This window comes from Acidobacteriota bacterium (genome assembly GCA_019347945.1).
Lineage (GTDB): Bacteria > Acidobacteriota > Thermoanaerobaculia > Gp7-AA8 > JAHWKK01 > JAHWKK01.
In genome coordinates this window covers 1-24976 of the sequence record JAHWKK010000001.1, presented here as the reverse complement: position 1 = coordinate 24976, position 24976 = coordinate 1, and the positions used below count along the sequence as shown (strand labels likewise).

Annotated in this window: 16 protein-coding genes; 9 read left to right on the top strand and 7 right to left on the bottom strand. The window is 61.2% G+C overall.

The window, feature by feature from the left end; genetic code table 11:
- Window positions 1-55: 55 nt before the first annotated feature.
- Window positions 56-607 carry a hypothetical protein gene (locus KY459_00080; protein ID MBW3563109.1) on the top strand — a complete coding sequence of 184 codons (552 nt, stop codon included), beginning with the start codon at window positions 56-58 and terminating at the stop codon, window positions 605-607.
- A gap of 485 nt (window positions 608-1092) precedes the next feature.
- Here KY459_00080 and KY459_00075 read toward each other — a convergent pair whose 3' ends face one another.
- Both KY459_00075 and KY459_00070 read right to left on the bottom strand, forming a co-directional pair.
- Window positions 1093-1641 carry a hypothetical protein gene (locus tag KY459_00075; GenBank protein ID MBW3563108.1) on the bottom strand — a complete coding sequence of 183 codons (549 nt, stop codon included), beginning with the start codon at window positions 1639-1641 and terminating at the stop codon, window positions 1093-1095.
- A gap of 31 nt (window positions 1642-1672) precedes the next feature.
- Window positions 1673-2878, bottom strand: a complete 1206-nt coding sequence (locus tag KY459_00070) for a PQQ-dependent sugar dehydrogenase (GenBank protein MBW3563107.1) — start codon at window positions 2876-2878, stop codon at window positions 1673-1675.
- A gap of 206 nt (window positions 2879-3084) precedes the next feature.
- Here KY459_00070 and KY459_00065 point away from each other — a divergent pair, with 206 nt between their 5' ends.
- From KY459_00065 to KY459_00050, 4 genes are all read left to right on the top strand, one after another.
- Complete coding sequence (locus KY459_00065) at window positions 3085-3975, top strand: CPBP family intramembrane metalloprotease (protein MBW3563106.1); 891 nt, start codon at window positions 3085-3087, stop codon at window positions 3973-3975.
- 159 nt (window positions 3976-4134) lie between these two features.
- Window positions 4135-7422, top strand: coding sequence for a hypothetical protein (locus tag KY459_00060; protein MBW3563105.1), 3288 nt, complete (start codon window positions 4135-4137; stop codon window positions 7420-7422).
- 28 nt (window positions 7423-7450) lie between these two features.
- Window positions 7451-7993 carry a DNA ligase gene (locus tag KY459_00055; GenBank protein ID MBW3563104.1) on the top strand — a complete coding sequence of 181 codons (543 nt, stop codon included), beginning with the start codon at window positions 7451-7453 and terminating at the stop codon, window positions 7991-7993.
- 515 nt (window positions 7994-8508) lie between these two features.
- Window positions 8509-8988: a CPBP family intramembrane metalloprotease gene (locus KY459_00050; GenBank protein ID MBW3563103.1), complete on the top strand. Its 480-nt coding sequence runs from the start codon at window positions 8509-8511 to the stop codon at window positions 8986-8988.
- Window positions 8989-9296: 308 nt separating this feature from the next.
- Here the strand turns inward: KY459_00050 and KY459_00045 are convergent, their stop codons facing one another.
- The 5 genes from KY459_00045 to KY459_00025 all read right to left on the bottom strand — a co-directional run bounded on the left by KY459_00045 (window position 9297) and on the right by KY459_00025 (window position 16982).
- Window positions 9297-10580, bottom strand: a complete 1284-nt coding sequence (locus KY459_00045) for a S8 family peptidase (protein MBW3563102.1) — start codon at window positions 10578-10580, stop codon at window positions 9297-9299.
- A 347-nt stretch (window positions 10581-10927) separates the two neighbouring features.
- Complete coding sequence (locus tag KY459_00040) at window positions 10928-11998, bottom strand: hypothetical protein (protein MBW3563101.1); 1071 nt, start codon at window positions 11996-11998, stop codon at window positions 10928-10930.
- Window positions 11999-12190 carry a hypothetical protein gene (locus KY459_00035; protein MBW3563100.1) on the bottom strand — a complete coding sequence of 64 codons (192 nt, stop codon included), beginning with the start codon at window positions 12188-12190 and terminating at the stop codon, window positions 11999-12001.
- 13 nt (window positions 12191-12203) lie between these two features.
- Entirely contained in the window at window positions 12204-13502 is a 1299-nt protein-coding gene (locus KY459_00030; protein MBW3563099.1) for a glycosyltransferase, read from the bottom strand.
- A gap of 21 nt (window positions 13503-13523) precedes the next feature.
- A complete protein-coding gene (locus tag KY459_00025; GenBank protein MBW3563098.1) occupies window positions 13524-16982 on the bottom strand; it encodes a phosphodiester glycosidase family protein in 3459 nt (1152 codons plus the stop codon).
- A 251-nt stretch (window positions 16983-17233) separates the two neighbouring features.
- Here KY459_00025 and KY459_00020 point away from each other — a divergent pair, with 251 nt between their 5' ends.
- The 4 genes from KY459_00020 to KY459_00005 all read left to right on the top strand — a co-directional run.
- Complete coding sequence (locus KY459_00020; GenBank protein ID MBW3563097.1) at window positions 17234-18298, top strand: LCP family protein; 1065 nt, start codon at window positions 17234-17236, stop codon at window positions 18296-18298.
- Between the two features lie 38 nt (window positions 18299-18336).
- On the top strand, window positions 18337-19938 hold the full coding sequence (locus KY459_00015; protein MBW3563096.1) for a hypothetical protein: 1602 nt from the start codon (window positions 18337-18339) through the stop codon (window positions 19936-19938).
- A gap of 904 nt (window positions 19939-20842) precedes the next feature.
- Entirely contained in the window at window positions 20843-23806 is a 2964-nt protein-coding gene (locus tag KY459_00010; GenBank protein MBW3563095.1) for a TonB-dependent receptor, read from the top strand.
- A gap of 449 nt (window positions 23807-24255) precedes the next feature.
- Window positions 24256-24976, top strand: a 721-nt coding sequence (locus KY459_00005; protein ID MBW3563094.1) for a transposase, incomplete at its 3' end; no start/stop codon positions are given.

The following is a 24976-nucleotide window of genomic DNA, read 5'->3' as shown; positions in this document are numbered from 1 at the left end:
TCCACTTTAGTTGGCTCCTTCCCTCCGGCTTCGTCGGGTAGACTCCACCGCAATTATGGCGAGACAAGTCAAAGGCCACCTCTTTGCCGAATATGTGCGGATGATCCGCGCGAACAAGGAGATCGACTGGACCGAAGTACTCGATGCAGAGGCTCTGAGCTGGACCAGGCAGCAGATCGCACCGGAGAAATGGTATCCGATGGATGTCTTCGAGAAGCTCGGTCTCGCGATTCTCGAGAAGGTGGCGAATCACGATCTCAATCTCATCCATCGATGGGGACGCCAGACGATCGACGAGCTCAAAGCCGTCCATCCGGACCTCATGGTCGACAACGATCCACGCGAGACGTTCATGCGCTTTCAGATCCTCCGCCAGGCGCTATTCGACTTTCCGGCGGTCAAGGTGACGACGATCCGCGATGGGAAGGCAATCCTCGAGATCCAGTACGGCATGTCGGGAGAAGCAGAGGAAGCCGCCGTTCATCAGTCGCTCGGGTTTCTGGAGCGTCTGCTGGAAGTCTCGGGTGCCCGGGAAGCCAAGGCCGAGATCCTGGAAGGGACCTGGGAAGGTTTCCCCGCTACCACGATCGTGGTGTCATGGAAATGATGTATCGATCGATGTAGCGCTGATGCAGTCTCCCTAGACTCCGCGCTTCGCTTCGGTCTACTCGCCCACGCCCGGATCCTTCGCCGTCCTTCGGCGCTCCTAATGAAACGACGACGAAATTGCGTGGACTTCGACCTTTTGCAGCGCTTCGCTTGGTCTGATGTCCCACCCTGCAAGGTCCCTCGCTTGCCCACCCGACCGCCCGCTCGGGACGACGTCGATTTGAGTATGGGGTGCGGAGTTTTGCGGGCTCCGGTTTTCATTCCCGCTTCACCGGCGCAACGCGCCGGTCAATTGCTTCTAGGATGACGAAGGAGTGGGTTTTCGCGAGGGCGAACATTCGTCTGTGATCGTCGCTTCGCGCAAACGCGACATTCGTCATTCTGAGCCCGGCGGAGCGCGGGCGAAGAATCTGGGCGGGGGATCGTGACTCACTATTGGCGCTCACTCGTCAACTTCTTTCACGAGCTCCCGCCCGGTCCACGCTAGCTTCCCTCGCGATCGAGCCCCCCTCGGACGACTTCGAGCAGAAACGCGATCGCTCGATTTCGCTCGTGGTGATCCCGCAACTTGCCTCCGAGTGAGAAGAGCTCTTCGACGATCTCGGCGCCGAGCGCCTGCTGTGCCTCATTGAGAGTCCGCCGGCGTCGCTCCTCGTCGAGCTTCCTCTGCTGCCACGACTGTGTCCAGATCTCCCCGAGATCAGCAGAGAGTCCCTGGACGACAACACGTTCCCATTCTCCGCGATCGAACCAGATGCCGGAGCAGATGCCGCAGCGCTCGAGATAGAAGGGAGGGTCGAGGTGGGTCTGTGCACGCCGAAGGATGCCGTGCCCGAAAGGGCAGAGACCCGCTCTGAGATCGCGCTCCCGATCGTGCTCGGGGAGCTCGTCCGGTTCCTTTCGCAGATCGGTCACGGCCTCGACGTTCATCATCCAGATACCCTCGCAGCTCGCGCAAACGAACGTGGCGTCGGGTAACGAGCCGCTGTTCACCTGGGAGAGATCGTCCGTGTAGCACTTCGGGCAATACATCATCGGCCGATTCGGTCGGGCCCGCTTCCGTTCAACGCCGGCCCACGCCCCGGCGTCGCCCCCAGAGCGTCCAGGAGAGCTGCTGGAGATCCCTTTCGCTGACGATGCCATCCAGGTCGACATCCGCGCCCCAGGTGCCGGGAAATGTTCCGCCTTCGACATCGAACACCGAGTTGCCATCGCCGTCGTCGAGCTCCAGAATGAGCCCCTGGTAATCGTGAAAGTCGACCTCACCATCTCCGTCGACATCCCCCCGAAGCGGAACATCGAGCCGATAGATCGTGAACGGGGAAGCGAACCAGACGCCGCCTTCCGGGTCGATCGAAACGTCGATCAGCATCGGCGCCCGCTTGTCGACCAGGACGATGGGGGGAGTGATCGGATCGATTGACGGAAAGAAGTAGAGTCGTTCGGAGACGAAACCCGTCATGAGCACCCCGCCGCGAAAATAGCTCGGTGCTCCGCCGCCCAGCGTGATGCCCGTCGGAGCCACGGTGCCCTCGAAGACGTAGACTGGCGGCACCGTTCCTTCGACCGGCGGCTGACTTCCCATCGTGAGAGGCCAGCCGAGATTCGCTCCCTCGGCCGCCACGTTGAGCTCATCCTGCCCGACCGCACCATTGTCCCCCAGGATCAGAACTTCGCGCTCTTCGTCCCAGACCATATCGAACGGGTTCCGGACGCCCTTCGCAAACTTCGTCACGACTCCATCGGCCGAAATCCGATAGAGCTTCCCCCCCGAGGATGTCGGATCCTGAGCGACCATCTGGAGATTGTAGTCACCGACCCCGACGAAGATCTCACCCTCCCGAGTCACGAACGGATTGCCGCCACGATGTTCACTCGAGCAGTTCACCGGAATCTCGGTACATCGGATCTCCGCGATGATCCTCTCCTCACCCGTGACCGGATCGACGCGGGAGATCACATCCGTCATCAGATCGGGCGATACGTAGTGAACGACCATCTGCCCATCGGGATCGAACGCCATTCCGAGCAGGGCCGCGTTGCCCATGTCGGCCGAAGGAACATGCGCAACGAGCTCATCGGTCTGATCGACGAGCCGCCGGATGTCACCGCTGCGGGTCGTGTAATACATCACCCCTTCGCGGTCGAAAGAGAGTGAGGTGAGAAAGCCGCTGGTTGCGTACTGCTGTCCGACGGCCATGCCGCGGACTTCCGCAACGACCGGGATCGCCATCGACAGCGCGGCGACCAGTGCGATCAATATCTTCAAGCCCGTTGAATCTCCTCTCCTCCCGGTGGGGCCCTTCGTTCCCCGCAAAAACTGAGCCCTCTTGCGATAAACATTCCATTTTCATATGACCACGCCGCACGAGGAGATCCGTTGGTCCGCGCCGCTCGTTTCTGCCCGGTGAGCCTTCATGACGCGGCTACCCTCCTCACCCCCCCTCGCTCCCCGCTCTTCGCTAGAATGCGCGCGTGACCGAAAACCCGGATCAGGAGCGGGCGTCATCCTGGAGAGACGCAATCGGACGGATCTCGCCCGAATTGCTGGTGATGATCGTATCGATCGTCATCGCGCTCGAGGGTTTGTCGTGGTTTCTCCACCGGTCGAAGGCGTTCGCCAGGGTGGCGAGCACGAGCTGGAATCTGATCAACCCCGACGTCCTCATCTCTCTGGTGCAAATCCTGACGGTGATCGGCACATGCTGGGTCCTGGCGAAGGTAAGTCCGCGAACGCTCGGAATCGACGCTCGTCGCATCCCGCTGGCGATCGCCGCGGTCTGCGCGATCTGGGGTCTCGTCCAGCTCGCCGAGGCGACGGTCGCGCTGACGCGATACGAGAGCCTGGCCATCTACCCGGGATGGGGCAACCCGAGGGGGATGCTCACACCCCTGATCGAGAGGATGATCGGCTCGGTGATCGCCGAGGAGTTGATCTGGCGGGGACTGGTGCTCACGTGGTGTCTGGACTACTTCGAGCGTCGGCGTCCGATCCGGGACCCGTTCATCCGGACCGGATCCGCGTTGCTGATCTCGCAGTCGGCTTATGCGATTGCCGAGATCATCGATGCGACCGCGGCGCGGGGACGCCTCGGGCTGCAGAGCCTCGACTTCCCGCTGCTCGCCGTCAGCGGCGTCTTCTTCGCGCTCCTCTATCTCCGCACGCGGAACCTCTGGCTCGTCATGGGCGTACACCTCCTCACGATCTGGCCGGCCCCTCTTCTGAGCTCCCCGATCGATCCCGCAAAGCTGACGGTCGCTCTCGCGGCGGTCCTCCTCGTTCCCGATCCTTCGCGACCGATCTCCGATTCGCGATCGGTCCGGCTACGCCCCCGCGCGCCGCTCACTCGGGAACATCCGGACTAAGGTCTTCAACGAGTGGACGAAAGAGTGGACAAAGCAGTGGACAAGACAGTGGACCCCCAACTGTCCACTCTTCCGTCCACTCTTTCCGTCCACACTCTTCTGTCCCACTCCTCTGTCCTACAATCACACCCGCCCGAACCGAAGATTTGGAGGAAATTCATGAACCCTCGGCTGACCCTCGTCGTCGCGTTGCTTCTCGCCTCGCCGTCATCGGCACAGATCGACCCAAACCTCCTCTCGGGATTGACCGCCCGGAACCTCGGGCCCGGTACGATGAGCGGACGCATTTCGGCGATCGATGTCGTTCAGTCCGACACGAACAGAATTTACGTCGGCGCAGCGACGGGAGGAGTCTGGCGCTCGAACGACGCCGGTCTCACCTGGGAGCCGATCTTCGACGACCAACCGGTCGCCTCGATCGGATCGATCGCAATCTTCCAGCCGAATCCGGACGTCATCTGGGTCGGCACGGGTGAAGGAGCCGTGCGCAACTCCACCTCGATCGGACGTGGCATCTTCAAATCCACCGACGGCGGCGAGACCTGGACATCGATGGGGCTCGAGAACACCGAGCGGATCAACCAGGTGACGGTCCATCCGACGGATCGCGACATCGTCTACGTCGCGGCGATGGGGACGCTCTGGGGCGAGAACCAGAACCGAGGCATCTACAAGACGACCGACGGTGGCGAGACGTGGACGAAGATTCTGTACGTCGACGAGAAGACCGGTGGAACCGACGTGAAGCTCGACCCCTTCAATCCGGAGAAGGTGTATGCCGCGATGTGGCAGTTCCGCCGCTGGCCCTACCACTTCATCTCGGGTGGACCCGGGTCGGGGATGTATGTCTCAACCGACGGTGGCGAGAGCTGGGAGCAGCGGCTCTCCGAAGACGGCCTGCCGGACGGGCCGCACGGCCGGATGGTCATCGCACCCTCACCCGCTCAGCGGGGACTCGTCTACGCACTGGTCGAAGCTGAGGAGAATGCCCTCGTCCGCTCGACTGACGGAGGCCGCCATTGGGAGACGATGAACACCGAGCGGTGGATCGTGGATCGCCCCTTCTACTACACCGAGCTCTTCGCGGATCCGAACATCCCGGGGCGCGTCTACAACCTCTCGACCCTGGCGCGGGTCTCCAACGACGGCGGAAAGACATTCGTGCAGCTCCCTCAGATCACCTGCTGCGCACCCGGGAACTTCATCCACATCGACAATCACGCCTTCTGGATCAATCCGGACGATTCGAATCATCTGATCGATGGCAACGACGGAGGAATCGCGATCTCGTACGACGCCGGCATGAACTGGCGCTTCGTCGAGAACCTCCCCCTCGCCCAGTTCTACCACGTCAGCGTGGACAACGAGGACCCGTACAACATCTATGGGGGGCTTCAGGACAACGGATCATGGCGGGGGCCCGCGGAGGTGCGGGAGAATGGCGGCATCCGCAATCTGCACTGGCAGGAAGTCGGGTTCGGAGACGGATTCGACGTCTCGCCCGATCCCCGCAACTCGAGAACCGGTTTCTCGATGTCGCAGGGTGGCAACCTCTACCGTTACGACCTCGACGAGGGTGAGCTGCGCGCCATGCGGCCCGATCCGCCGGACGACGGCACCGAGCTCCGGTTCAACTGGAACGCAGGAATCGCGCGTGATCCGTTCGATCCCGGCACGATCTACTACGGAAGCCAGTTCGTTCACAGATCGACCGATCTCGGTCTGACCTGGGAAGTGATCAGCGATGACCTGACGAGCAACGATCCCGCGCTACAGACATTCAGGAAGAGCGGCGGTCTCACACCCGATGTGACGGCCGCCGAGAACTACACGACGATCGTCTCGATCGCGCCGAGCCCAATCGAGCGGGACGTCATCTGGGTCGGAACCGACGACGGCCGCGTCCACCTCACGCGTGATGGCGGCGAGAGCTGGACGCGCATCGACAAGCTGCCCGGAAGATTGGCGGGAGCGTGGATTCCGATGATCGAGCCGTCGCCTCACGACGCCGGCACCGCCTTCATCGCCGTGGACGACCACCGTCGATCGCAGATGTCCCCGCACCTCTTCAGGGTGACCGGGTATGGCAGCATCTGGGCCGATCTGGCCAAAGCTCCAATGGATGGCTACGCGCTCAGCGTGCGCCAGGATCACGTCGATCCCAATCTGATCTTCGCCGGCACCGAGCTCGGCCTCTTCTTCACGCTCGATGGTGGAAGATCCTGGACGAAATGGACGGCAGGCGTTCCGACAGTCTCCGTGATGGACATGGTCATCCAGAAGCGGGAGGATGATCTGGTTCTCGGAACGCACGGCCGCGGTGTCTTCGTGATCGACGACTATTCGGTACTGCGGGATCTGAGCGAAGCGAGCTTCGGCGCAAAGCTCGACCTCCTCGATACGACGACTGCGCTGCAGTACATGCCGCGGCAGACTCCGTCGTCACGTTTTGCCGGAGCGACGGAGTGGCGCGCTCCGAACGAGCCCTACGGCGGCGCGATCACGTTCATGGCGAGCGGACCCGAGCTTCCGATTCCCGATGAAGAAGCAGACCGGGAGCGACGGATCAAACTGCGGACCGAAGAACAGCGGTTCGAGGAACAGCTCTTTCATCCGTCGGCCTATGTGACGATCCCAGAGGAAGAGCCGGAAGACGAAGAGGCCGGCGCAGAAACCGACGAGGAGAAAGAAGAAAAGAAAGAGGACGAGAAGCCGAAAGTCACGGTGAAGGTTTCCGACGAGAGTGGCGTCATCCGAACATTCAGGGCTCCGATCGTACGGGGTCTGAACCGCATCTACTGGGACACGGCCATCGACGGTGCCGAGCCGATGCCCTCCCCTGAGCAGAAGCCGCTCGAGGACGGACTCCCGGCGGGCCCTGCAGTGCCACCCGGTACGTACTCCGTACAGATCGAATACGGCGAAAGCTCGGACAGTGGAACGATCGAAGTCGTCCACGATCCCGATTCGCGCTACGGTGTCGACGAGCGCCGCGAGCGCTTCCGAATTCAGACCGAGATGCTCGAGCTGGAACGGAGACTGGTCGCGGCCGTCAAGCGGATCAACAGATCGAACGAGGATCTCGCGATGATCAAAACTCGACTCGGCGAACGGAAGGACGACGACTCGGCAAAGGCCCTTCTCGAGGAGGCGACCGCGCTCGAAAAGCAGCTCAAAGGCTGGGAGGAGAAGCTCAGGGTCCCGCCCGGAACGAAAGGCATTGTTTACGACGATGATCGAGCGAGCTCGATCCTCGGTCTCGCGCAGTTCATGCTCCGATCGACATTCGACGCTCCCTCGCCGACCGTACTCGAGTACGTCGAACCGGCACGCACCGTCTTGAACGAGCGACTCCGCGAGCTCGACGCTTTCTATGCGTCCAACGTGGAGCCGTTCCGACAGAAACTCGAGGGCGCAAACCTCGGCCTGCTCGTCACCTCCCCCTGACGAGCAGGAGCGGGCCGGGGCCGCGTCAATGGGCGGTTCTCTTGCAGCTGGTTTCATCATGGGACGGCGAGGCCGGCAGCCGATCTTCGTGATTCAGCAGCACGATGCGAGCTCGATGCACTGGGACTTCAGAATCGAGGTCGACGGCGTGCTGAAATCGTGGGCCGTTCCGAAAGGGCCGTCGACCGATCCGGACGACAAACAACTTGCGATTGCCACCCCCGACCATCCGCTCGACTACGCCGATTTCGAAGGGGTGATCCCGGAGGGAAGCTACGGTGCGGGCGCCGTGATCGTCTGGGATACCGGGACCTGGAAGAACATCACGACCGGCGACGATGACCGGGAAGTGCCCATCGAAGAAGCGCTCGACCGGGGGCATGCGAAGATCTGGCTCGAAGGGAAGAAACTGCGGGGCGGGTTCGCGCTGATCCACAGCAAGCTCGGCGGCAACAGGAAGAACTGGCTTCTCGTGAAAATGGACGACGAGGGAGCGGATGCCCGCCGCAAACCGGTCAGGACAGAGCCGGAAAGCGTGATCTCGGGTCGAACGGTGGAAGAGGTCGAGTAGCACCGGTTTTCGAACCGGGAGGATCCTCTCGCTCGACGCCGGATGTCGACGTTCTCGGAATCGGGCTCGCGCTCCGAGCCGGTGCTACGGCAACTGTTAAAATTGCTGAGGAGTGACCGCCTGGCAGTCGGATGGGCAGGAAAGAGGTCAAGGTCAGGGAGCCATGACAACGGACTGACGGCGCTTGCGATGCCTCGTGCGGAGAACCTGGTATCCAGAGACCGCCGGACTGAAAGGAAGTTCAGAGTGGGTTCGAGGGAAGCGGACCGGCCACCTCGTCGCGCTGTCGTCGTGATCGTGACGCTTCTGGGGTTCGTGCTGGCCACACGCCTTCAGCTCATTCTCGTTACGATCCCCGGTATCGTCGTCTTTACGAACAGTTTCCCTTCTACGTTCCCGAGACGATCAAAAGCTGCCTCCAGATCCTTCTCGTACTGGTATGTCTCGCGGTCCTCCATCGTCTTTCGACCCGCGGTGTCCTCAGAGAAGCAGGGATTCGCCGGCCGTCCCGACCGATGATCGCCGTCACAGTGCTGGCCGTTCTGCCGATGTGGGGGGTGTTTGCTTTGACCACGCCTGTCGCCACGAACATTTCGGTCGCCGCCGCACTCTACCTCGCGGTGATCTCCCCGTTTGCGGAGGAGGTCGTGTTCCGCGGCTTCGCATTCCGGCAGCTCTATCGTCATGCCGCCTTCGGGTTCTGGCCCTCCGTCTTCGTGACCTCCATCGTTTTCAGTCTCGTTCATCTCGAGACGGGCTCCTCGGCGGGCCAGTTGATCGGCATCGCGGCCATCACGTTCGTCGGCGGGGGATTCTTCGCATGGCTTTTCATGCGGTGGGGGGACAACGTCTTCGCTCCCTTCGTGATTCATTCGCTGATGAATCTGACGTGGCAGGTATTTTCGGTTGGGGAAACCGCGTTCGCGGGTTGGCTCCCCACGGTCATGCAGGGATCCGTCCTCGTACTCGCGTTCGTTCTGACGCTCGTGCTGTAAGGAAGAGCTGCCGGACCGCAGACGCGACCGACTGCGTAGTCGCCCGCTTCCGCCGGGGATGTGACCCAGTCAGCCTTCGGGCCTCGCGCACTTGATCGATTCGTGCATCACGACCCTCCGCGCGGCTCCCCGCTGACCAACCGGAGGTCGAGCCTGAAAGGTGAAGAAGTGGCCCGCCAAATGCGGATTCCGCCTCCGATCCCAGAACGGCGCGGCTTCGAAGAAATCGTGTATGGGCACGGTTGCTCGTCGGATGTAAAAAGGGCCGGCAGAGGCCGGCCCTTTTCGTTCTCCGATAATGGAGGAAACTAGAACTTTCCAGCGTAGACGAGGCTGATCGCGGTCCCGTCCTTGCTGGTGGTTCCGGTGGACACCGCGTTACTCTTCAGCGCGTTTTCGGTCTGGGATGCGCTGGAGCTGGTGCTGCTCGACAGATAGAGCGCGCCGGTGCCGCCGGCATGCGGCGAGGCCATCGAGGTTCCCGACATCGTGGTCGTTCCGCCGCCACTCTTCGTGGAGAGAATGCTGGCGCCAGGCGCCCAGATGTCGACACAGGGTCCGTAGTTGCTCCACGACGTCTCGCTGTCGCTGCTGTCGGTCGCGGCGGTCGTCATGACGCCGTCGTGTGTTCCCGCCCGTGCAGGGGAGGATTCGCAGGCATCCGCACCGTCGTTTCCGGCAGCCAGCGCATAGAAGACGCCACTGTCGGCCGAGTTGATGACCGCGGTGTCGACGGCATCATTGGCGCCGCCGCCGAGGCTCATGTTGGCGATCGCCGGCTTCACGGCATTGGCCGTGACCCAGTCGACTCCCGAGATCACTCCCGACCATGTCCCGCTTCCGCCGCATCCGAGCACCTTCACGCCGGTGATCGGCGCTCCCGGAGCGACTCCGACGACGTCGATGTCATTGTCGCGCGCGGCGACCGTGCCGGCAACGTGTGTGCCGTGGCCGTTGCAGTCCTTGTTCGGGCCGCCCGCGAAGTTGACGTGATTGACGACGTTGAGATCAGCGTGATCCGCATCGGCTCCGGTGTCGATGATGTAAACGTTGACGTTGGAGATGGTACCGGTTCCATCACCCGCCTTGGTGGAGCTCGTGTCGGCATCAATGCGGTCGATCCCCCACGGGAGGGTCTGACCGCCACCGCCGCCACCGGGACGGTTCCCCTGATTGATGGTCGCGATGCCATCGGGCACGAGCGCTGCGATCCTCGGATCGCTCTTCAATTTGCTGATCTGATCGAGCGTCAGGTCCGCCGCAAATCCGCGAAGAGCCGCACTGTAGACACGGTCTGCCCGGAAGTTCAGATTACGCTCGTAGAGCTGAACCGCTCCGATGATGTTTCGATCGAGGTATGCGAGCGCCGGATCGCTCTCGAATCGTGGATCGGCCTGATAGAGAGATTTCCCCGCGGCCATCGTAGTCACTTCGTTCCGGAACACGACGATCATCGGCAACTTGGTCGGCGTCATGAATGCGAACTGCTCTTCGAGTGGGATCGTCCGCTGCGGGTTTTCCCCGATCGCGATCGATGCACTGACGAGGAGACAGAGTCCGACGAATACCGGTAAGGCTCTCTTCCACTTCATACGTCCTCCTGTTTTGGTTGAAAGTCAGTTTTTCCTGCGGGCCCTGGGTGAGGCTGATAGATTTAACATTTGAGTTACTACCGTGTCAATATCTCGTTACGATGCGGGCGCGTTGCCCGCCAGCACGGGCAATCGCCGACTTTCGACCCCGGCCGATGCACGTACACATCGGACCCGCCGAGACTGGCGAGGTGCCGGCCCGCCAATGGAGCGCCAGCGGCTGCACCAGGCGCCATGGCGGGTATCGCGGCAGAGATCAGGATTGCCCTGCCGAACAGGTGGATGAATCTTCTGCTGATAGTCGCGTTCCCGACCTTCCTCCTCTGCTCGACGGTCCCCTCCTTCGCCTACTCCAGCTCGACGGCGAACAGACGCTCCTCGCCACTGTTGAGAGAGTCGAGCCGCAGTACGTAGTAATCCTTTTGCGAGACCATCTCTGCAAAACGGTTCATGATCGGGCTTCCCCAGAGCGTCGCCTCTTTGCCCTCGGAGTCGGGGAGCCACATCGCAACGGCCGGGTTTTCGAGTATGCCATCTCCGCGGTTCCAGACCCTGACGCCGTAGATGGTGGGCCATTCAGTAGCCTCGACTGAGAATGCGAGCCCGCCGTTCTGCGCAGCCCGGCGCAAATCCGGCTCGAAAACCGGGGCCCCGGACGGAGGAAGCAGCGCGCCATCCGAGAGTGGCTGGCGATCGGCCCAGCGCGCGGCTGCCCGCAACAGAATCCTGAGTTGAGCATCCTTCGCGTCGGCCAGCGAACCGGGGTGAAATCCGAGCCAGACGAATCGTCCGCCACGATCAGACCAGTGAGCGATGGCGGCACGAGAGCTCTCTTCCCACCTCGCATCGATTCCCATCTTCGATCGTTCCTCGATGACCGGCACTAATCCTTCGGCATGCGGGAACCGGTACGCGACCGCGACCCTCGCGAGAATCGGACTCGCGGCCGGAGTAGCCGCAAACGCCGCGGAGCCCTGAACCGTATCGGTCGCGACATCGAGATCGGCTTCGAGTTGTGGAGGAATGGCCCCCGTCAGAAACGTTCCCTGATCTTTCGCCGAGATCGTGTCGATGATTGTCTGGACCTCCGATTCCGAGGCACCCTCCAGGCTCCCCAGCACGATGACACCCTCGGCCGGTGCGAGATCATCGGGGGTCACCACGCGCGGCGAAAGGGATGCCTCGGAAAGGAGACTCACCCACGCCGCCGTCGTTTCATCGTCCGGTTCCGTCGTCACGAACGTGATCTCCGGAAGCGGCCGCGGGGTGATCGCGCCGTCGAGGCGACGACGCTCGATCAACGCCCACAGGGCGACGACACCGCATCCGATCACGAGGATCAGAAGCAGTCCATAGACGAGAATCGCGCGTCGCGGCGAAGGTTCAGCGGGCTCGGGAGTCGATGCTGCCCACTCCATTTAAGATGAAGGTGGCCGGTACGGCTCGAAAAACACCTTCGTCTCCCCTTCCTGCCGCAGCTCGGCTGCCGTCTTGGGCCGGCGAGCTTCGCGGAGCTTGTACGCGAAGTACGATGCGACCGCGAGAACGATCGTGATCACGATCGATACGAAGATCAGTGTTGCCAGCAGATATACCCAGTCGATTTTCATTTCGTCACGCTCCTCAGATCCGCCCCTTCCGGGCGAGTTTTCCCCACGCCATATCGAATCCCAGCAGCTCCTCGAGAGTCGCGAAGACCTTACAGACGTCAATGATCAGAATGTAGAAGAACCGGTAGAAGATCGAGTACGGAATGAGACTCTTCTCCTCGTCCTCCATCAGCACCGCGTGGACTGCGATCACCACGTCCAGCACTGTGAGAAGAAGCCACCAGAGAACGATCAGCTTCGTCATTCCGTAGATCAACGCGATCCAGATGAAAAAAAGGTTCACGAAGATGTTCATGACGGGCCAGATGAGACCCTCGAATGCCATATACCAGAGAGAGAATGTCGTGAGAAAGTTGCCGCTCCCTCGAAACATGGGTCTTTTCTGTTTTGCCAGCGCCTGAAGGATTCCGCGAGTCCACCGGTAGCGCTGCTGGATGATGTCGATCAGCGTCTCGGGGGCTTCGGTGTACGCAACCGCGGCGGGCTCGTAATCCACCTTCCACCCGGCGGCCAGCAGTTTGACCGTCAGGTCGAAGTCCTCCGCGAACGTATCGTTGTCGTAACCTCCCACTGCCTCGACCGCTCGCCGGCGGAAGATTCCGATCGGGCCCGGCACGACGTTGACCGTTCGAACGAACGCCTGCGCCTTGCGAACGATATTGAGACCCTCGATGTATTCGAGCGCCTGCAGGCGCGTCCAGATGTTGTTCCGATTCGCTACTTTCACGTTTCCTGCAACCGCCCCGATGTTCTCGTCGGCAAAGTGTTCCACGGCATAGCGCAACGAGTTTCGACCGAGTCGAGAATCGGCATCCATGCAAACCACGACCGGTGCGCGCGACCGGCGGATCCCGTAGTTCAGCGTATCCGCCTTCCCGCTGTTCTCCTTGCGGAAGACCGAGACTCGGACCCCGTAGTGATTGCCCTCGAACTCTCTCATTCGAGCGTAGGTGTCGTCCGAAGAGCCGTCATCGACAGCGATGATCTCGTAGTGCGGGTAACGAAGCTCCAGCAGCGATCCGATCGATCTCTGGATCACTTCAGCCTCGTTGTAGGCGGGCACGATAATCGACACGAATGGATAACGCTCGGCGTTCTCGGTTTCTGCAAGCTCGCGCTGCTCCCGGAAACTGAACCATATGAGCAGGAAGTGACGGAGCATCAGCACCAGAAGAAACGCGACCAGAGTCACGACCAAAGTGGTGATGAAGATCGGTCCGAGCCGGGCCGGATAAAGAAACAGGAGGACCGTCAGTACGATCGCGAGAAGTGCCAGGACCACGACCAGCGTGACCTGAAGCTTCGTCCTCATGTGTCGTCGTCTGCGCATCGATCAGCCCTCCTCTCCGAACTGGGGCAGCGCCGGATCCTGTTCGAGCGTCCCCTCGTCGAAGTAATATCTGCGACCCGCGTCGCGGTCGTCACCACGGAACAGGTTCCGTAGCCGGAAGCCGATGTACCAGCGTCGCTGCCAGTACGTCACCAGGTCGGGGCTGGCGAATGGCTCGTCGATCCGGCCGCTTCGTCCGTATGTGTAGGCTGCCACCAGGTCGATCCCTTCGGTGATCGGGACGGTGCCTCGAAGACTTATCGACTGAAGATCGTGGGAATCACCCTCCTGCCAGGAGCGGCCGTATTTCAGCTCCGCGTCCCAGAAAAACTTCTCTCTGACGTTATCGCCGACATGCACGACACCGGCGAGCGAGTGGTAGTCGGATGGAGACCAGTAGCGGTTGGTTCGGAAGTCGTACTGAAGGTGCCGGTAGTCGGCCTTGACCGCTACGAAGGGATCGTTGCGGAGCTCGAAGCTCACCAGCCCATGGAGCGCCAGTCGCTTATTGTCATCCGAGATGTTGCCGAACGAGGCGTCCGCGATGTAAGCCAGACGTCCCCCCGTATCGTGGTCGTAGTGCAGCGAGAGATCCGTGATCGAGAGCGGGTCATCCCCCAGCGAGCGCAGGGTGAACACGTCGTAGATCAGATCGTAATGAGAAAGCTCGGCGACGAACCGGCTCGTCAGTGACGGAAGCCATTCTCCCGCGACTGATCCGAACCATCGCGTGTCGTCGTCGTAGCGGTTGATCCCGATACGGGCTCGCGCCGAGAGCTGGTCCTGCAGACGGTGGCGGACACCCACCCCGATGCTGAGAGCCTCGGCTTCCAGGCCCGCCTGCCGGAACTGATGCCATCCAACCAGACCCTCTACCGCAGTCTTTCGCGACAGCCACTGCTGGGTGATGAAGTCCAGGCGGTCGAGAACGAAGTCGCTTGCCGTCTCCGCACGGGTGTAGCGGCCATCGTAAACGCTCGCGGGACGCAGGCGCTGCACCATTTCGAGCTCGGTCGCTGCCGGCTCGAATCCCCCGTCCAGGCCGAGAGCGAACTGCTGCTGTTCCATCGCATGCTCATGCCATCCGAACCACCGGTAGATCTGCCCGAGTGAAAAACGGGCCTCCGCCGGCACCTCCGTGTAAAGGTACGGCCGCGGGTGATCCGAAATGTCGGTGAGCTGATCCAGTTCCCGGACGGCCCGGTAGTACCGCTCGTCCCACGAGAGAAGCCGCGCATACTCGAGACGCAGATCGAGCCTCTCGGGGTTTTTCGCGAGAATCGCTTCGTACTCCCGGATCGCCTGATCGTAGCGTCGATCCCAGCCGAGTACTTTCGCGTAATCGATTCTCACCTCGGTGTCGTCAGGACGGCGCTCCAGATACGCCTCGTAAAGCTCGATCGCCTCGTCGTACCGGGAAAGTCCGGCCGCCTTTCTTGCGAGCTCCCGCAACCGGTCGGGATCCTCGACCGTTCTGGGGTCGACGGCAACGACCTCGGTCTCGAGCGATTCGAGCTCGCGACGTCTCGATTCACTTGCGAGAGTCATCAGCTCCTCGACCTCGTCGTGTCGTTCCCTGCTGTGCCGATCCACGAACTCGAGATCCTCCAGAGCGGCGGAGTAGCGCTCCGCTTCGATCAGAAGACGCGCTCGGGCAATCCTGAGGCTCAGGTTGAATGGTTCATCGGCGATCGCCTCTTCGATCCGCTCCAGACGCAGCTCGGGGCTTGCTCGAAGCTCCGCCAGCAACGCCTGTGTCTCCACCGACGGACTTTGGGTCGTGTGACGCTCGAGCAGTGCGACCGCTTCCGAGCGTTTTCCCTGCCAGGCGAGCGCGTTCGCCAGTGCCACAGCGACCTCGTCCCGCGGAGCTTCCTCGTAAAGAGGACGCAGATGACCGATGGCTGCCCGAGTCGCACCCATCCACGACAGCAGCCGGGCGTACTCGAGAGTCAGCTCCGGCGTCGGCTGTTCGGCGAGGAGCTCGTGATAGATGACTTCCGCCGGATCGAGACGTCCCGACCACGCCAGCGCACGAGCATGACGCAGCCTCAGCTCTCGATCCCGCCGTTGCCGCGGTACATCGCTGTAAATAGCGATTGCCTCGCCGTACTGACCGTCGCTGAACAGAAGGTCTGCCAGAGCGATCCGATCCTCGAGCGTGGCACCGGGAGCCGACGCAGCGCGCCTCGCTTCAGCAATCTTCCCTTCGCTGAGCCGCTTCAGCCCAGCCTCGGCCGCGGCTCGTACCTCTTCGGCTTCCGGATTCGGACCCGCTGAAAGAATCTCGTCGGCAATCTCCCGAGCTTCCCAGAACCGCTCTCGTTCGATGTAGCTGCGTGCGAGCTCGATCGGCTCGACAGCGGTTGCGGCCTCGGCCTCCTTGCTGTCGCTCGGGCTTTCCCCTTTGTCGCTGCTGAGCCGCGACAGCTCCACCTGAGCTTCGGCGCTGATCCTTGCAGCAAGGTCATGATCCCTGTTTGACAGGATCTCGTCGGCGACCTGTTTCGCTTCCCAGAATCGAGAACGATCGAGGTACATGCGTGCGAGCTCGATCCGCTCGTCGACTGTAGCGTTCCCCGCTTTCAGCTTCTTTTCGAGCGCCGCGACGCGTTCCCACGTCCCCCGGAGTGCAGCCGAGGCGGCGGCCACGAGCTCTTGCCTCACCTCGCACTCGAGATCCAGATTGGCCGGGACGACGGCGAGGTGATTGGCGACTCGCCGCGGAACGCCGTCGCTGGGTACGTTGACCGTGTCGTCGCCCACGACCATCTGTGACGAGCCTCCACCATCGAGGTTCACGGCGGTGCACACTCCCAGCTCCTCATGCATGAAGTCGGCGAGTTGCGGAAGGGTCATTCCCGGCGCGTCTTCACGCCGTCCGTCCGCCACTACGAAGTAAATCAGCTTCTGATCACCGCTGAGGCCTACCGCCGTCCGCGGATGAGGCGCCATGGTGAACGAAGCGCTGCCGGGAAGGCTGGTCGAAAGTGACTTGCATCCATCGACGAGCATCGGCCAGCCGGCCACAGCATCTTCGACCCATGATGGAAGAGGCGCCTCGCGCGAGGAGGGTCGGTAGATTTCTGCCCTCTCCGATCCGATCGCGACCACGATCTCGGTCCGGCCAGCCTTCGCGTTCCCCCACGCTCCACATGAGCTGAGAGCCGGTCCGATCGGCTGAAGCTGCTGGTTGAAGTAGTCGCCATTGATCGCGACGACCGTGTCGTATCTCTCAGCGAACTCGTCGACCGTCAGGCCGCGATCAATCTCCGCGGAAGCGATCAGATCGATGGTGGGAGTGGTCAGATCGATGCGCGTTACGTAGATCGCGCGACCTGGTTGCGTGTATTCGCGATACGAGATCCCAGGTTTGATTTCCTCCCATCCCTGGGCATGGAGGTCGCCGCCGAGCACGAGCAGGACGACGACGAGATAACCGGAGAAGCGCCTGAACTTCATATCCGCCTCCTGGACTTCGATCTTTTTTTCGATCTTTTTAGGGTGGAAGAGCTCGTCTTCATGTCGCTATTGGTGGGGCGCCTTTGCGCTATTGGTGGGTGTCTTCCAAAATTCGAGCCACATTTTGTGATCCAGGTCACTGACTTTCTCGACATACTTGTGACCCCTGTCACCAAAATTGCAGTGCCAACACGTGCTTTTGGAAGATCACGATTCAGATACCAAAGGCAGCAACAAAAAGGCGAAAGACCTTGGACAAGGACCACTTCAGCAGACTCGATCCGGACGCGGCCCAGCGCCTCGATCCTCCGCCTCCCGAGGCGGAGGAGCCGCGACGTCTCCGCGCGCTCGAATGGCTCCTCTTCGCGGTCTTCGGCTTCATGTTTCTTCTCGGCGGATTCGCTCTCTATACGAGCGTCGCTCCGGGGTGGAACGCCATCCCTGACAGCCTCGCCGAGGGTCTCGAAAACGATCGCGTGAACATACTCCTCCTGGGAGTCGGTGGTGAGGAACATCCCGGCGGGGGGAAGGATCTGGCCGACACGATTCTCGTTGCTAGTCTGAGGCCCTCCACAAAGGAAGCAGCGATCATCTCGATCCCACGCGATCTGTACGTGAGGATAGACCGGTACGGTACGCACCGCATCAACAGGGCTCATCAGATTGGACAGCAGTCCGGGTATCCAGGCGGGGGACCCGCACTCGCCATGGCTACGGTCGAGGAGGTGACGGGTCTCCCTCTTCACGCGTATGTCCGAGTCGACTTCGGAGGCTTCGAAAAGATCATCGATTCACTCGGGGGCGTCGAGATCGACGTCGAACAGGGCTTCTACGACTACCTGTTCGATGACCGCTTCGAACCGGGGCTCCAGACAATGGACGGGGAACGCGCGCTCAGGTTCGCCCGGTACCGCTACATCCGCAGCGAGCTCGGGACGAACTTCTCCCGCGAGCAGCGGCAGCAGAAAGTCATCCAGGCCGTGAAAGAGAAGGTTCGGGAACAGGTCTCGAACGATCCCGTACAGATGATGAAGCTCGCTCGTACTCTCAGCACTCACACCGACACCAACCTGTCGATCAAGCAGCTGGTGAACCTTTACCGGACTTTCGGATTCGTGTCCCCGGAATCGATCAAAAGCGTCAGTCTCGAGCCGGTCACGGAGGTTTTCGAAGTCAGGTCGATCGCCGGTGCCGGGGAGGCAGTCAGACCGAAGAGTGGCGACTTCCGCGAGATCCGCGCCGTCGCCCGGAACGTCTTCGACCAATCATCTCCAAACGTCGAGTTGACGGCCCGTCGAATGTCCAACGGGTCATGACGAATACAAATCTTGTTTGTTGAAGGAGGACCCTCACCATGACAGTTACCGCGAATCCGACCGAATCCACCCCCCCCGCCAATCCGCCTCAGAGAATCATCAGCGGAATCGACCTGATCGATTCAGGTGCGGGAGGACTTTTCCCAAACAAGATTTACCTCATCAAAGGCGGTCTCGGGATAGGAAAGACCATCGCTGGTCTCCAGTTCCTCGCTCGCGGATTGCAGCTCGACGAGCCCGGTGTTCTGATTACCGACCAGAATCCGGAATCGGTTCTCGATCAGGCAGACTCGATCGGATTTCGGATGCGCGACGCGGTCAAGCGCGGGCAGTTGATGATTCTCAATCCCAGCGGCCGGTACTTCGAGCTGGTCGAGAGCCCCGCAGATGTCATGGCGATCACCGAGGAACTGACCGATTACATCCGGGAAGTCGGGGCCAGGAGACTCGTGATCGACCCCGTGTTCGGCCTCGTCAGCATGATGTATTCGACACACTTTGCTCTGTCCGTGACTCAATCCCTGATCAACGCACTCGAAGAGCTTCCCGTCACCACGATCCTGATCGCAGGCGACGAGATGAATCCTGAAACGAAACCGCTGATCAGAATGATCGAGCAGAATGCCTTCGGCGTCGTGACACTCTCGGCCGACCAGGAGACGGGCGGGCGGATCATGCGACTCTCGAAGATGCGTTTTGCATCGGTCGATCATCTCGCTGCTCACTACCGCATAGCCGACGGACGCGGGCTGATCAACTATCGTGGCGAAGGCGAGAAGGTCGACGACGTCAACGAGCTCTGGAGCGACAGAGACGTCAACCGCAGTGTCATACTGCTGGGTGCCTCGCCCGACACGATCGCGAAGGTGCGCGAAGCACTCGGCGAGACGTACACAGTCGACTCTGAGACCGACCTCGAGGAGGGAATCGAACGGGTCAGGAACGAGAAGCCCGGGCTGGCGCTGATCACTCCCTCTCGCGCTACCTCGGCTCTTCAGGCGATCGCGGAGCTCGCGCGCACGTCCCAGTCGGCCATCGCCTTTCTCTCGCCGGCGCGCAATCGTGCAGTCGACTCGGTCCTCTATCTCCGGGCCGGCGCCGATGATTTCATTACCGAACCCTTCTCCGGCTCTGAGCTGAAAGCCCGAGTCGAAGCGCTCGTGCGACGCAGCGGACGCCGGCTGCTCGGTCCCGCCGACGATCTGGTGGACCTCGATACCTTGCACACCACCGCAGAGCCCTCGGCGGACAACGCGAACGTATTCGAGAACGGCAATGGCAAGCTCTCCTGGAGCGACGGCTTTCGCGAGCGGCTCGAGAGAAACGTCGACATCGTATCGAAGTTCGGGATGACCTTCGCGCTCTACTGGATTCGTGCCGAAGAGGCGGACGGTTCGCTCAGCCGCTCTCTTGCAGAGCTCTGTCGTCAGGAGGACATTCTCTGCCACAATCGGGATGGTGAGTTCGTGGCGCTGCTCACAGGCGCCGACCGCAACGGCGTCCATGGTTTCGAAACGCGGCTCGACGACAAGTTGGGTGACGAGCTGAGCGGCGTCGACCGTGGTTTCGCCATCTACGAGCCCGGACAGCCGGCGGGAGCCTTCATCGACCGGGCGCTTCAGGAGAACACCGGACACTAGCCCGGTTCCGCTTCGAACGTTCAAAGCCCGCCCCGCTTCGTGACCACGCACCGGTCGACGAAGCGGGGCTTTTCTTTGGCTCCATCGACGGAGACATCTACCGTGACGGCGGGCTCGGTCGAAACTGCTAACGGTCCATTCGTGAGGTTTCGCCGCCACGAGTAAAGTTGGCGTAAAGAAGTCCAGCCGGACCGGCGATGAGGACGCGCTTTTTAGACGGTCTGAAAAGTATTGATTGGCAGTTTGAACCCGACTAAATCAAGCCGAATCGGAGCGAAGATGACTCTCGCGCTCTGAGGCATCATGTCTGGATGATTGACTGTCGAGCGCCTTCCAGACCTCACCCATTCCTCCAGCGCCGATCCGCGAGACGATTTCGTAAGGTCCGAGCCGCGTCCCCCGCCCGATTTGCACGCGGACATTGTAGTCAGACCGGTAATTCCAGGCACGAGTAGAGTTAGGCTCGGAAAAGTTAGGTTAAAGGAAGTTGGGTCATCCATTGGCGCACGCTCCGGACGAGTGGGTTCCGATCGCCGAGCTCGAGACCGCCACGAGAGTGCTGGCGCTGACGATCATGCGGTTCTGCGGGGTCGAGTACCAGCACGCGAAAACCTGATCATCGTCTCTCCGGGAATCGCTCCTTGCTCACGCCGCTCATTTTCGGGGGCCTTCGATCGATTCCGAGCTCCACTTCCGAACGATCGATGTAACGCTCTCGCGCCCTCCTCAGGTGTGCTACGATCTGCTCCTCAAAATGTCAGTTGAGGATGAACCTCGAACGAGGAACGTGCGCAAAACGATCGGTCGTCAAACGGCCCCGGTCGCCCCACATCTGTTTGTATAAAATTCAGGCCGTTCAGTGAAAACGGGCTGGAAACAAGGGTCCAAATCGAAAGGAGCAATGATGCGATCTACCACCGAATGGTTGCGTGATGTGCTGCTCGTCCTCTGCGTCCTCAGTCTCGCTTTCATGCCACAGGGGCTCGAGGCTCAGCAAACCAGCGCCGCGCAACCGCAAGAGCAGGAAGAGGAACGAAACGAGGAGGAACCGCCTGAGGAAGACGACCAGATTGTCACGGAAGTCATCGTCGTCACCGGATCGAGAATTGCGCGCGATCCGCTCGATGAGCCGGCGCCGATCACGGAAATTTCCGTCGATGACATCCAGCGATCCGGTCTGACGAACCTGGGAGCAACGCTTCAGCAGCTCCCGGTAACCGGCTCGGCGATCAACACGCGTTTCAACGTTCCCGGCAACTCCGGGTTCCCTCAGGACGGGACCGGAATCGGTGCGGGTGCCATCGAGCTGTCGCTGAGAAACGTCGGAGCGAAACGAACGCTCGTTCTGGTCGACGGTAAGCGCTGGATCGCGGGCGCATCTGCTTCCGGTGTTCCGAATGCGGTCGATCTCAACACGATTCCCGCTAACGTCATTCAGAAGATCGAGATCCTCCAGGATGGCGCTTCCGCCATCTATGGTTCGGACGCCATCGGCGGCGTCGTCAACATCATCACCGCCGAGAGTTTCGACGGATTCCGTGTCGACCTGCAGACCGGCGGGTTCATCTCTGAAGGCGATGGCGAGGCCTCCGAGGTCTCCCTGCTTTGGGGCGGTGGAGCCGACCGAACCCGTTTCCTCGTCAGCGGGAGCTATGTCCAGGAGCTCGGCGTCGAGACGTGGGATCGCGCACAGTCGGCCTTCCCAACCCCCTTCGCGACCAGTTGTCTCGCCGGCGGCTGTTCGTCGTTCACGCCGCAAGGTCGTTTCATCCTCGGTCCAGCCTTTGGATTCCTGGATATGACTCTCAACACCGGCGTCCTGAACGATGGAAGCACGAGCGTGCCTGTATTCGATCCGAATGATCCCAACGGAGGCGACTTTCACCAGTTCTCGACTGCAGATCGGTTCAATTTCAACGGCCCTGGATTCAACTTCCTCCAGACCCCCAACGAACGCTTCAACATCTACGCAAGCGCTCGCCACGAGATCAGCGACACCGTGCGCGCAATGATGAAGACGACTTACACCAACCGCAAGTCGCGCACGAAGGCGGCACCGGAGCCGCTCTGCTTCGGCAATGGCTGCGGTAATCGCATTCTCGAGAACATCGTCATCGACGCGGACCAGATCTACAACCCGTTCGGTGTGGACCTCTCCGTCGCGGATGGAACGCTCGAGTTCTTTGGCCGACGGCCACTGGAGTCTGGACCTCGTATCTTCGAGCAGGACGTCAACACCTGGTTCAGCAGCCTCACGTTCGACGGGATCTTTTCCGCCGCCGCTCGCGATTTCCTCTGGGACGTGACCGCGTCCTACGGCGACAATCGTGGATTCCAGCAGAAGTTCAATTCGCACAATGCGGCGAAGCTCGCGGTGGCTCTCGGTGACCCAGCCGTGTGTGCGGCGACTCCGAACTGCGTCCCGTTCAATCTTTTCGGTGGCCAGGGCCCTGACGGCCGAGGCTCGATCACTCAGGAGATGCTCGACTTCGTCGGTTACACCCAACGCGACTTCAGCGAGCAGACCCTGTTCGACGTCACGGCAAATCTCGCAGGCGAGCTGGTCACGCTCCCAACCGGTATGGTTGGGTTCGCGGCTGGTGTGGAGTACCGCGATCACGAGGGCTCCTTCCAGCCCGATCCGATCGCGGCCCGTGGCGAGACCGCAGGCATTCCGTCCGCTCCCACTGCAGGCGGCTTCGACGTGGCGGAGTTCTACGGCGAAATCAGTGTGCCGATCGAGACCGAGGCAGCGGCGGTCGATCATCTCGAGTTCAATCTCGCGGCTCGCTACTCGGACTACAGCACCTTCGGCGGAGAAAGCACCTATAAGGTCAGCGGTCTCTGGCGACCGGTGCGCGAGCTATCCTTCCGCGGCTCGGTGTCCACCGGAATCCGAGCCCCCGGCATCGGCGAGCTCTTCGGAGGCGCCGCTCGTGAGGACTTCACGTTCCTCGACCCATGCGTGGACGTCTTCGGAGCCATCGGCGCAGCGAACGGGGGTCGCGACGAGGCGCAACCCCAGCAGATCATCGACAACTGCGCGGCGCTCGGTCTGCCACCGGACCTCGTTCAGCGCAATCCGCAGCTCTCGGCAATCTCGGCCGGAAACGAGAACCTGATCGCCGAGACCTCCGACAACTATTCATTCGGGCTCGTCTACAGTCCGACCTGGCAGCGCCGGGGCGCGCTGACGGCGTCGTTGGATTATTACGATCTGACCATCGATGATGCCGTTCAGGGCCGGGATCCTGGCGACGTGATCATCGCCTGCGTGAACACGCTCGATCCGTTCTTCTGCAACGCGGTCGAGCGCACCAGCTCCGGTGTGATCAATCTGGTCGACAACCAGCTCCAGAACATCGGCGCGATCGAAGCGTCAGGGGTCGATCTGGGTCTCAATTACAGCAGCCAGCGAACTAGCTTCGGCGTATTCAATGCAATGCTGATGGCGACCTACCTCGCCGACTACGTTGAGTTCACTGCCCGGCCCGACGGCACGTTCGCGCGCAACGAACGTGCAGGCACGATCACGGATGAGACCTTCCAGCGTGCGTGGCCCGATCTCCGAATGACTTCTGCGGTCGAGTGGACCCTCGATCCGTGGAATGCCGGCCTCACGTTCCGCTGGGTCGACTCGATGATCCAGGCCTCGGGCAATGAGCTGAGCTCGACCCTCTTCACCGACATCCGGCTCCGGTACTCGATGCCGGTGGACGGAAACGATCTGCATCTGACGGTCGGCGTGAACAACGTGCTCGACGAGGATCCGGCGACCTGCGACTCGTGTGGCGTCATCGGGATGAGCCCGGTCGTCCACGATCTTCCGGGTCGCATCGGTTACGTACGACTCTCGCTCACCCTCTGATCCCAAACTCTGCGGCGGATGGTCCGATCCCGTCCGCCGCACCGTGCGCTGACCGCGCTCAGTAATGAGGGTCACACCTTCGAGTAATGAGGGTCACACCTTCGTCTTTCGATTCATCGCACATTTTCGGGTAATGAGCGTAAGGTAATGAGGGTCACACCTTCGTAAGGTAATGAGGGTCACACCTTCGTCTTTCGATTCATCGCACATTTTCGGGCTCAAACGGGTAATGAGGGTCACACCTTCGTCTTTCGATTCATCGCACATTTTCGGGTAATGAGGGTAATGAGGGTCACACCTTCGTCTTTCGATTCATCGCACATTTTCGGGCTCAAAACGCATTCTACTCCTCGTGGAGAGATGTCACGAAAGTTTCCATTCCGAGGGAGAAAAGCAATCACTTCGGGTAACGGTTGGACTTTTCGGCTTCACCGAGGGATGGTTCCTCCATGGCTCGACCGCTCAGACTCGAACATCGCGGTGCTCTCTGGCACGTGACCTCCCGCGGCAACAACCGCGAGATGATCTTCCACGACGATGACGATCGCGAATCGTTCCTCGGCATCCTCGCCGGAGTCGTCGCGCTCTTCAACTGGCGCATCCACGCCTGGGTCCTGATGGGCAACCACTACCACATCCTTCTCTCGACTCCCGAACCGACACTCTCGCGCGGGATGCAGCGGCTCAACCAGCGCTACGCGCAGGACTCGAACCGGAAGTACGATCGATGCGGGCATCTCTTCCAGGGACGGTTCAAGGCGCATCTGGTCGACGAGCAAACCTGGATGCTCGAGGCGGCGCGCTATGTCGTCCTCAATCCCGTCCGGGCGGGGATGGTCGAAAGCCCCGAGGACTACCGCTGGTCGAGCTATCGCGCGAGCGCGGGGCTCGAGCGGGCGCCGTGGTGGCTATCCGACTCGATCATTCGCCACTTCCATCGAGATCTCCCCGAGGCCAGGAATGCGTATCGAGAGTTCGTGCACCGCAAGGTCGGGTCCGAAGAGTCGATCTGGAGTCATCTCAAAGGCCAGATCTACCTCGGTTCAGCCGAGTTCATCGCGAAAGTGCAGACGCTCATCGACGCTGAGCCACGCTCGACCGAGCACCCCTCACCGCAGCGCAACGTCGACCGGCCCGAGCTCGTAGAAACGGCCGAGACTGCGGCTGCGA

What these genes read in the sequence shown, in the direction of transcription:
- KY459_00035 (MBW3563100.1), bottom strand. Translation starts at nt 12,190, where the DNA reads ATGAAAATCGACTGGGTATATCTGCTGGCAACACTGATCTTCGTATCG.
- KY459_00055 (MBW3563104.1), top strand. Translation starts at nt 7,451, where the DNA reads ATGGGCGGTTCTCTTGCAGCTGGTTTCATCATGGGACGGCGAGGCCGG.
- KY459_00015 (MBW3563096.1), top strand. Translation starts at nt 18,337, where the DNA reads ATGACAGTTACCGCGAATCCGACCGAATCCACCCCCCCCGCCAATCCG.
- KY459_00045 (MBW3563102.1), bottom strand. Translation starts at nt 10,580, where the DNA reads ATGAAGTGGAAGAGAGCCTTACCGGTATTCGTCGGACTCTGTCTCCTC.
- KY459_00040 (MBW3563101.1), bottom strand. Translation starts at nt 11,998, where the DNA reads ATGGAGTGGGCAGCATCGACTCCCGAGCCCGCTGAACCTTCGCCGCGA.
- KY459_00050 (MBW3563103.1), top strand. Translation starts at nt 8,509, where the DNA reads ATGATCGCCGTCACAGTGCTGGCCGTTCTGCCGATGTGGGGGGTGTTT.
- KY459_00060 (MBW3563105.1), top strand. Translation starts at nt 4,135, where the DNA reads ATGAACCCTCGGCTGACCCTCGTCGTCGCGTTGCTTCTCGCCTCGCCG.
- KY459_00010 (MBW3563095.1), top strand. Translation starts at nt 20,843, where the DNA reads ATGCGATCTACCACCGAATGGTTGCGTGATGTGCTGCTCGTCCTCTGC.
- KY459_00030 (MBW3563099.1), bottom strand. Translation starts at nt 13,502, where the DNA reads ATGAGGACGAAGCTTCAGGTCACGCTGGTCGTGGTCCTGGCACTTCTC.
- KY459_00080 (MBW3563109.1), top strand. Translation starts at nt 56, where the DNA reads ATGGCGAGACAAGTCAAAGGCCACCTCTTTGCCGAATATGTGCGGATG.
- KY459_00025 (MBW3563098.1), bottom strand. Translation starts at nt 16,982, where the DNA reads ATGAAGTTCAGGCGCTTCTCCGGTTATCTCGTCGTCGTCCTGCTCGTG.
- KY459_00075 (MBW3563108.1), bottom strand. Translation starts at nt 1,641, where the DNA reads ATGTATTGCCCGAAGTGCTACACGGACGATCTCTCCCAGGTGAACAGC.